The sequence below is a fragment of the Kitasatospora sp. MY 5-36 genome, from assembly GCF_001182915.1.
Classification (GTDB): domain Bacteria; phylum Actinomycetota; class Actinomycetes; order Streptomycetales; family Streptomycetaceae; genus Kitasatospora.
This window is the reverse complement of sequence record NZ_LFVW01000551.1, coordinates 1-7,848: the sequence shown is the minus strand read 5'-3', so window position 1 is coordinate 7,848 and position 7,848 is coordinate 1. Positions and strand designations below refer to the sequence as shown.

At 73.9% G+C, this 7,848-nt stretch carries 5 protein-coding genes and 1 pseudogene; 5 read left to right on the top strand and 1 reads right to left on the bottom strand.

The window, feature by feature from the left end:
* The 5 genes and pseudogenes from AE652_RS29775 to AE652_RS47520 all read left to right on the top strand — a co-directional run.
* A pseudogene (locus AE652_RS29775) lies at window positions 1-1,434 on the top strand (hypothetical protein); the annotation flags it as partial.
* A 44-nt stretch (window positions 1,435-1,478) separates the two neighbouring features.
* Window positions 1,479-2,684 carry a deoxynucleoside kinase gene (locus tag AE652_RS29770; protein ID WP_049657072.1) on the top strand — a complete coding sequence of 402 codons (1,206 nt, stop codon included), beginning with the start codon at window positions 1,479-1,481 and terminating at the stop codon, window positions 2,682-2,684.
* Complete coding sequence (gene moaA, locus AE652_RS29765) at window positions 2,665-3,699, top strand: GTP 3',8-cyclase MoaA (RefSeq protein ID WP_049657070.1); 1,035 nt, start codon at window positions 2,665-2,667, stop codon at window positions 3,697-3,699. Before AE652_RS29770 ends, moaA begins: the two co-directional genes overlap by 20 nt.
* A gap of 4 nt (window positions 3,700-3,703) precedes the next feature.
* Window positions 3,704-4,795, top strand: a complete 1,092-nt coding sequence (locus tag AE652_RS29760) for a glycosyltransferase (protein WP_049657069.1) — start codon at window positions 3,704-3,706, stop codon at window positions 4,793-4,795.
* A gap of 349 nt (window positions 4,796-5,144) precedes the next feature.
* Window positions 5,145-5,315, top strand: a complete 171-nt coding sequence (locus AE652_RS47520) for a hypothetical protein (protein ID WP_181970411.1) — start codon at window positions 5,145-5,147, stop codon at window positions 5,313-5,315.
* Between the two features lie 106 nt (window positions 5,316-5,421).
* On the opposite strand, the gene AE652_RS29755 is transcribed toward AE652_RS47520, so the two are convergent.
* A complete protein-coding gene (locus tag AE652_RS29755; protein WP_049657075.1) occupies window positions 5,422-7,224 on the bottom strand; it encodes a S8 family serine peptidase in 1,803 nt (600 codons plus the stop codon).
* Window positions 7,225-7,848: the final 624 nt, after the last annotated feature.

Genomic DNA, 7,848 nt, shown 5'->3' with positions numbered 1-7,848 from the left:
CTGTTCCCCTGGCCCCCGGCGCTTCCCGGGGCTGACGCCCCCTCCGGCCGGGTGACGGTGCCCGGCCTGCCCGAGCTCGCCGCGGCCGCCCGGGGCCGGCTACGCGCCACCGCGTACCGCTTCGTCACGGTGGGCGCCGGCGCGGAGCCGCTCGCGGAGCGGACCGTACGGCTGGGCGTCGAGGGCACGCTGTTCGCCCTGCCGTCGGCGAGCGTGCCGGACGTCGAACTGGCGGTCTCCGTCAGGGATCTGGACGACCTGCTCGACGGGCGCCTGGGCTACTCCGCGGCGCAGTACGGAGGGCGGCTGCGCGAGGTGCGGCCCGGGCCGGCGGCCGATCCCGACGCCGGCCCCGCCGTTGTCACCAGCCGGCATGACCCGGTCCCCGCCACCGGGGCGGTGATGCTGTCGGGCATCGGGCTGTTCGCGATCCTGCTGCGCGCCCGGCTCGGTTCGGCGCTGGTGGAGCTGGACCACGAACTCGACGCCCGGCTCCCGGACCATCCGGTGCCTTCGGTGCTTCCGGTGCTTCCGCCCTCCGCGCCGCCGGCCCGTGCCCTTCCCCCGGTCGTCCGGCCGCAGTCGCGGGCCGGGGAGCAGCCGCCCCGGTTCTGGCCGCGCGTCGCCCGTTGCCTGGCGCTGGGCGAGGACCCGTCCGCCGCGTCCGGGACCTTCACCGATGCCGGTCGCACGCACTACCTCGGTGTGCTCGGGCGCGGCGAGTGGCCCGCGCCCGGGCCCGGGCCGGACGACGGCGTGGGGCTGCTCGTGCTGACGAGCCTGCTGGACGCCCAACCCCACCTCGGTGGCGGGGTGCGGTTCCCGGACTCCTCCTACCGGCGGTTGCTGGCGAACATGGAGCGCTCTCCCGTCCGCCGGTGGCGGGTAGCCGCGGCGCTTCCCCCCGGGGTACGGGTGCCCCGGTGGCGTGCGGCCTCGCTGTTCCCCGTCTCGGCCGAACGGCTCCGAGCCGACCTGGCCCGCCGGGGCTGGGACGGCGAACTGCTCGGCCCGGTCGGTCCCGACCCCGCCGTGACCGACGGAGCCGAGCGCTGCTGGTGGCTCGGCGTGCCCCCGCTGGAGGGGCCGTCCGACGGCCTGCGGGCCCTGGTCCTCCAGGAGTCGCCCGGGTGCCGGCTCCACGGTCTGGTCGAGGCCGCCCCCAGGCCGGAGGACCCGGCAGTGGAACAGCCCGACTTCCACGTGCGGGCGGCGCTGTCCCGCCCGTCGGCACCACCGGACGCCGTCCTGCACGCACTGCTCGGCGGTGACGTGCGGTTCTCCTGGCTGCTGCCGCCCCGGGAGACCGTGCGGAAGGCCGGGCGGGCCGTGGACCCGGTCGCCTTCGCGGAGCGGGTCGCCCTGCTCGCCCTCGCGGAACTGGCCCGCCGGGCGTACCCGAGGACTGGGCCGCCACCAGTCGGCACCGGCTGACCCCGACCGCCCCCGGCCGTCTCCGACCGACCTCAAGGACCGTGATGCTCTCCGAACTACCACCCCGGCACCGCCCGGACCACCTCCGCGCCGCGTGCGTCATCCTCGACGGGCAGGACCGGGTCCTGCTCACCGAACCGCGGTCGGCCGACGAGCGGCCCGGCCTGCCCTGGGCCGTCGTGCCACCGGGCAGCACCGCTCGGGAGACCGCCGCGGCCGTGGCCCGCCACACCTGCCGCCAGCGCGTGGCCGCGGCCCGGCTGCGCTACCTCACCGAACTCCACCTCCCGCCCGGCCCCCACGGGGAGGCGCCCCACGACCTGCGGGTGTTCGTCCACCGGTACGCGGGCGCCTCCCGGCGTACCGCACCCGGCCCGGACCTGCGCTGGAGCCCGCCGCAGTCCGGTACCGGGGAGGGCCTTGGACTCGACGCGGCATCCGCGTACTGCGTCGGCGAGTTGCTGCGGCACGGCCCCGACGACGCCGCGGACGACGGCGGGATCCGTGCCGTGGCCGAGATCGAGGACGAGGCGCGGCGGCTGATCGATCCGGTCCCCGCGCTGTGGCGCAGGGACGGAGCGGCCCGCGTGGTGGTCATCGGCCCGCCCGCCGTCGGCAAGAGCACCCTGCTGAAGCGGCACACCGCCCGCGCCCCGGACACCGAGCACGTGCGGGACATCGTCCCGGTGCGCCGGGACCGGGACCGGGACCGGGACCCGGGACCGGACAACTACCTGACCCGCTACCTGCGCGGGGACGACGGCTCGGGGTTCTTCTGCCAGATGGAGACCCTGCTGCTGCGGGTCCTGCAGAACCTCCGCACCGGCGAGAGCGGCGTCATGGACCAGGACGTGCACAGCTCGCTGGCCTACGCCAAGGCGCTCCGGCTGAGCGGCGCCCTGAGCGCCCAGCAGTACGAGACGTACTACCGCTACCACCACCTGATCACCTCCGCGCTGCCGCCGCCCGAGGCGGTGGTCCACCTGACCGCCCGTACCGACGTGCTGATGCGCCGGCTGCGCCGCCGCGACCGCGTCCTGGAGCGCTCGTTCACCAGCTCCTACGTGTCCCTGGTGGCCCAGTGCTTCGAGGACGTGGCCGAGGAGCTCGCCCCGCGGATCCCCGTCCACCACCTCGACACCTCCGAGCTGAACCCCGACCAGGTGCTGGCGCGCTTCGAGGAGCTGCTCCCCGTACGCACCGGCTCCACCGACCGAAGGACCGACCGACATGACCAAGCCCAAGGCTGACTGGCGCAATCCGGGACCCGCCCCGACCGGCGGCCCGCTCATCGACACGTTCGGCCGGGTCGGCGGCGACCTCCGGATCTCCGTGATCGACAAGTGCAATCTGCGGTGCACCTACTGCATGCCGGCCGAGGGGCTGCCCTGGCTGGAGAAGGAGGAGCTCCTCACCGTCGACGAGATCGACCGGCTCGCCCGGCTCTTCCACTCCCTCGGGGTGCGCGACTTCAAGATCACCGGCGGGGAGCCGACCGTCCGCCGGGAACTGCCCGAGATCGTGGCCCGGGTGTGCGCGCTGGAGGGGGTGGACGTCTCCATCACCACCAACGGGCTGCTGCTGGACCGCCTGGCCCGCCCCCTGCGGGAGGCGGGGCTGCGCAGGATCACGGTGTCCTGCGACTCCCTGATGAGGCACCGCTACGCCGAGATGACCCGTCGGGACGCCTTCGACAAGGTGACCGCGGGGCTGGAGGCGGCCCGCGAGGCCGGATTCGACCCGATCAAGATCAACTGTGTGGTGATCCGCGGCAGCAACGAGGACGAGGCCGTCGACTTCGCCCGCCTGGCGCGGGAAGGCGGCTACGACGTGCGCTTCATCGAGTACATGCCGCTGGACGCGGAGCGGACCTGGGAGCGGGAGAAGGTCGTCCCGGCCGCCGAGACGCTGGCGGCGGTCTCCGCGGCCTACGACCTGGCCCCCGTCGTCCAGGACGCGCCGCAGCCGGCCACCTCCTTCCGCTTCGCCGACGGGGCGCCGGGGGTCCTGGGCTTCATCCCCTCGGTGACGAAGCCCTTCTGCGACAGCTGCAACCGCATGCGGACCACGGCCGAAGGCGCCTTCCGCGTCTGCCTGTTCGCGCTGGAGGAGACCGACCTGCGCACCGCGCTCCGCTCCGGTGCCGACGACGCCGAACTGGAACGGCTGGTCCGCGAGGCGCTCTGGCACAAGTGGCCCGGACACAAGATCAACCACCCCGACTTCGTCCGGCCCGACCGCAGCATGTCGATGATCGGCGGCTGAAGCCGTGAACGGCCGTGTGGTCTCCTTCACCTGGGGCCGGGGGCTGGGCCACGTCTCCCGCCAGATCGCCGTCCACCGCGAACTGCGCGGGCTGGGCCGGGACTCCCTGCTGCTGACCGAACGGCCCCAACGGCTGATCGAGGACTACGGCTTCGCCCAGACCGTCCTGCCCACCGACGCCGACAGCCTGGTCGGCGAGCCACTGCACGGGACCGGCCCCGCGGTGGACCACGGTCTCGCCCGGGCCATGGTCGCCTGGGTGCTGCGGCCGGACGACGTGGTGCTGCACGACGTGACGGTGCAGCGGGAGCTGTACGACCAGGCCGCCCGACTGGGCTGCCCCCAGTTCCTGGTGCACCGCTTCCAGCGCAACCGCCCCGACCCGCCCCACTGGGTCTCCCGCCACACGCCCGCCATCGGCACGATCTACCTGCTGGGCGAGCCCGGACCGGAGGAGACCGTCCACGGGGTGCGCGTGCTGGGGGTGCCCCACGTCGTCCGGCCGCTGCTCGACGACCGGTCGCCCTGGCCCGAGGAAACCCGCGCCCTCCGGGTCGCGGTGGTGGCCGGCGGCGGCGGGCACGACGACGCGCCCGGATTCCTCACGGCCGCGCTGCACGGCATCCGCGCGTTCACGCGCGGACGCCCCGCCGGCGTCGACGTCCTGGTGCTCACCGGCCCGCACTTCGACGGAGCCGTCCTCGTGCCACCCGGCCTGCCCGGGCCGGTGCGGGTCCGCCCGTACCTGGGGCCGTCGTACGACGTGTACCGGCACGCCGACGCCGCGATCACCCACGCCGGGTACAACACCGTGCAGGAACTGGTCCGTTCCGGCGTGCCGGTGGTGGCCGTCCCCGGCGTCCGCGACTTCGACGACCAACGCGTCCACCTGAAGGCCGCCGACAGCCCCAATGTGGTGGTCGCCGACGCCGAGGAGCACGCCATCGCCCGCGCCCTGGCCGAAGCCCTCAACGGCCCGTCCGGCACCCGGGCCCGGCCGGCCGCCACCCCCACCCGACAGGCGGACGGCGCCGCCCGGATCGCCCACGACCTGGTCGCCGCCACCTCCCGCGCCAGCGGCGCGGGGGCACCGTGACGCCCGGACACCGCCCCCGCTCGACACGGTCGATGTCGAGCTGACCACCGAATCCTGCCCTCAGGGGAGTTGATCTTCCTCGGCTTCGGAAAAATGCCCCGTGGCAGCCGTGCACGTCACCGTGTGGGACGACCGCGACCGGGCCGGCGGAGGCCGCACGCCCAGGAACTCGCCGCCGCCAACGCCGCCCTGCGGGAGTTCTGGGGCCGACCCGGTTCCGCACCGGCTACCGGTCCCGCCCCGCGGCCGCGGGCCTACCAGCCGACTTGCGGACTGCCGGACCAGGGGCGGTGATAGGAGGGGGAAGAACAGCGAACCCGCCCGCGGGCCGACCGGCCCAGGAGGAACCATGTCGCACCACAAGTCGAACAAGGACGTCGAGGGCGACCCCGACACCGGCCACGGCCGCGGCCTGCCGCGACGCCCCGACGAGGCCGAGCTCGAGGAGCGCACCGAGGAGGACCGCGAGGAGGTCGGCCTGGCGCCCGACGCCGACGAGGCCGACGAGGACGGCAGATAGGAGCAGGGCCTGGTGAGCCGCCCGCCCCGGTGGTGGTCGGCGTCCTGCGCACGCTCCCGGCCGACCGACGCGCTCGGGCGTCGGCCGGCCAGGCCGAACCGCGGGATCAGAAGGTGAGGTTCCAGGCGTCGATCGTGCCGGTGTCGCCGGAGGCGCCGTCCTTCACCCGGAGCTTCCAGGTACCGTTCGCCGCGCTCGCGGAGGCGTTGACGGTGTAGGTCTTGGCGACGTTGTCGGTGCTGTCGCTGTTCGGGAAGTCCTCCAGGAGGTAGACCGTGCCGTCGGGCGCGACCAGGGAGAGGACGAGGTCGCCGCGGTAGGTGTGCTTGATGTCCACGCCGACCTTGAGCGTCGCCGGGGCGTTGCCGGTGACGCCGGTGACGGTGATCGGGCTCTCCACCGTGGTGTTGTCGGGGATCGCCACGTCGGCGGTGTTCTCGAAGTACGTGCCGGTGGGCTGGGTGGCGCCGCCGACCGCCTTCAGCGCGTCGACCTGGCCCTCGCCGAAGAAGGAGTTGTCGGCGGTGGTGCCGGTGCAGCGGCTGTCGGAGGCGGGGCAGGCCAGGTCGTTGGCCTGGCTCGCCAGCCGGGCCCGGATGTCGGCCGGGGTGAGCGAGGGGTTGGCGCTCGCGATCAGCGCGGCCACCCCGGTGACGTGCGGGGACGCCATCGAAGTGCCGTTCTTGGTGCCGTACTTGCCGCCGGGCAGGGTCGAGTAGACGCCGGTGGCACCGTCACCGCCGGGCGCCGCGACGTCGATGACGCCCCGGCCGAAGTTGGAGTAGGAGGCCTTGCCGCTGCCGCTGCCCGTGGCCGCGACGGTCACCACGCCGGGGAGTTCGGTGGGGATGTCGATGCAGGCGTTGGTGATCGTCCGGGTGACCTTGGTGGAGTCGTTCGGGCTCTCGGTGTCGGTGGTCTTGTTGGCCAGGTCGTAGTTGGCGTTGCCGGCCGCCGCGACCTGCAGCGAGCCCTTGCCCTCGGCGTACTCCTGGGCGCGCTTGACGCCCTCGATGATGGCCGCCTGGTCGAGGTCGTTCGGGCAGTTGAACTGCCAGGGGTCGGTGTAGTAGCTGTTGTTGGTGACCTTGAAGCCGTGGTCGCCGGCCCAGACGAAGCCGCAGACGGTGTTCTCGGCGTAGAACAGGGTGCTGGTCGGCTCGGCGATCCGGACCGACGCGATCTTCACGCCCGGTGCGACACCGATGACGCCCTTGCCGTTCTTCGCGGCCGCGATGGTGCCGGCGACGTGGGTGCCGTGGGTGTCCACGTCCCGCCAGGCGCCGGTGCGGGCGTCGGGCTTGCCGTAGGCGCAGGAGACCGAGTCGGCGGCGTCGAAGTTCGGCGCGAGGTCCTGGTGCTGGTCGTCCACGCCGGTGTCGAGCACGCCGACCTTGACGGACGGCGAGCCGGTGCTGACGCTCCAGGCCTGGTCGGCCTTGATCTGCGTCATGTCCCAGCGGTTGGACTCGGTGAGCGTGGTGGTCGCCTGCGCCGGGTTGGCGGGCAGCGCCGGGCTGTAGGCGTCGGCCGGCACGTCGGAGGTGCGGGTCGCGCCGACCTGCTGGATGCCGGTGACGGTGCGCAGCGCGGCGGCGAAGCCGGCGCTGGTGGAGTGGGCGACGATGACGCCGATCTGGTCGTAACTCGAGAAGACCGTACCGCCCTTGGCGGCGACGGCGGCCTTGGCGGCGGCGATGTCGGCGGGGGCGCTGATCACCAGGTAGGCACGGGTGCCGGCGGCCCACCCCGCCGCGCCGCCCGCGGCGGCGGGAACGGCGGGGGCCTGGGCGGCGGGGGCTTGTGCCGCGGGAACCTGGGCGGCCGGCGCGGAGACGGCGCCGGGGACGGTGGGGGTGGTGGTCGTGGTGGCGGCGGTCGCGAACGCGGTGGGGGTGGCGAGCGCCATGGCCGAGAGCACGGCGAGGGCTGCGGCCGGGCGGCCGAGCCGCCGGGATATCAGGGGTGACACGTATCCTCCGATTCAGACCGTGCGTGAGGGGGATCGCACGGGAATTGAGGGAAACATGCCAGATTTAGCAGGAGTTGGGGAAGACTTTACGCCCGGCGACTTTCCACGGAAGCGTTACGTTTTGATGTCATGGGATCCACAGCCCCCGGACGGGGCGTGGCAGCATCCTCGGCCTCACGCCTCCGGCCACTCGGCCGACCGAGGCCTCAGGGATCCGTCGGGGGCGGCCTTCGACCTGAGGTGGAGTCCTCCGGGCGGGAAGATGGGTCCCGGGGCGGAGACGCTCCGGACCTGAGGTGGACGCCTCGTAACGCTACTGGCTGACACTCTGTCAACTGTCTTTGTTGTGACGGGTGTTGATCGCATCCGTCGGTCGACTTCGGGAGGACGGCATGGCGGACGGGACGGCGGATCCGAGGCGCGGGAGACTCGGCTCGAAGGGTCGACGGTGGCGGCGCCCGGTCGGGCGGTCGGCGATCATCGCGCTCGCAGGCGCGGGCCTGCTGGCGGCCTTGGCCCCGGCCGCCGGCGCGACGGACAGCCCGGCGGCGCCCCACCGGG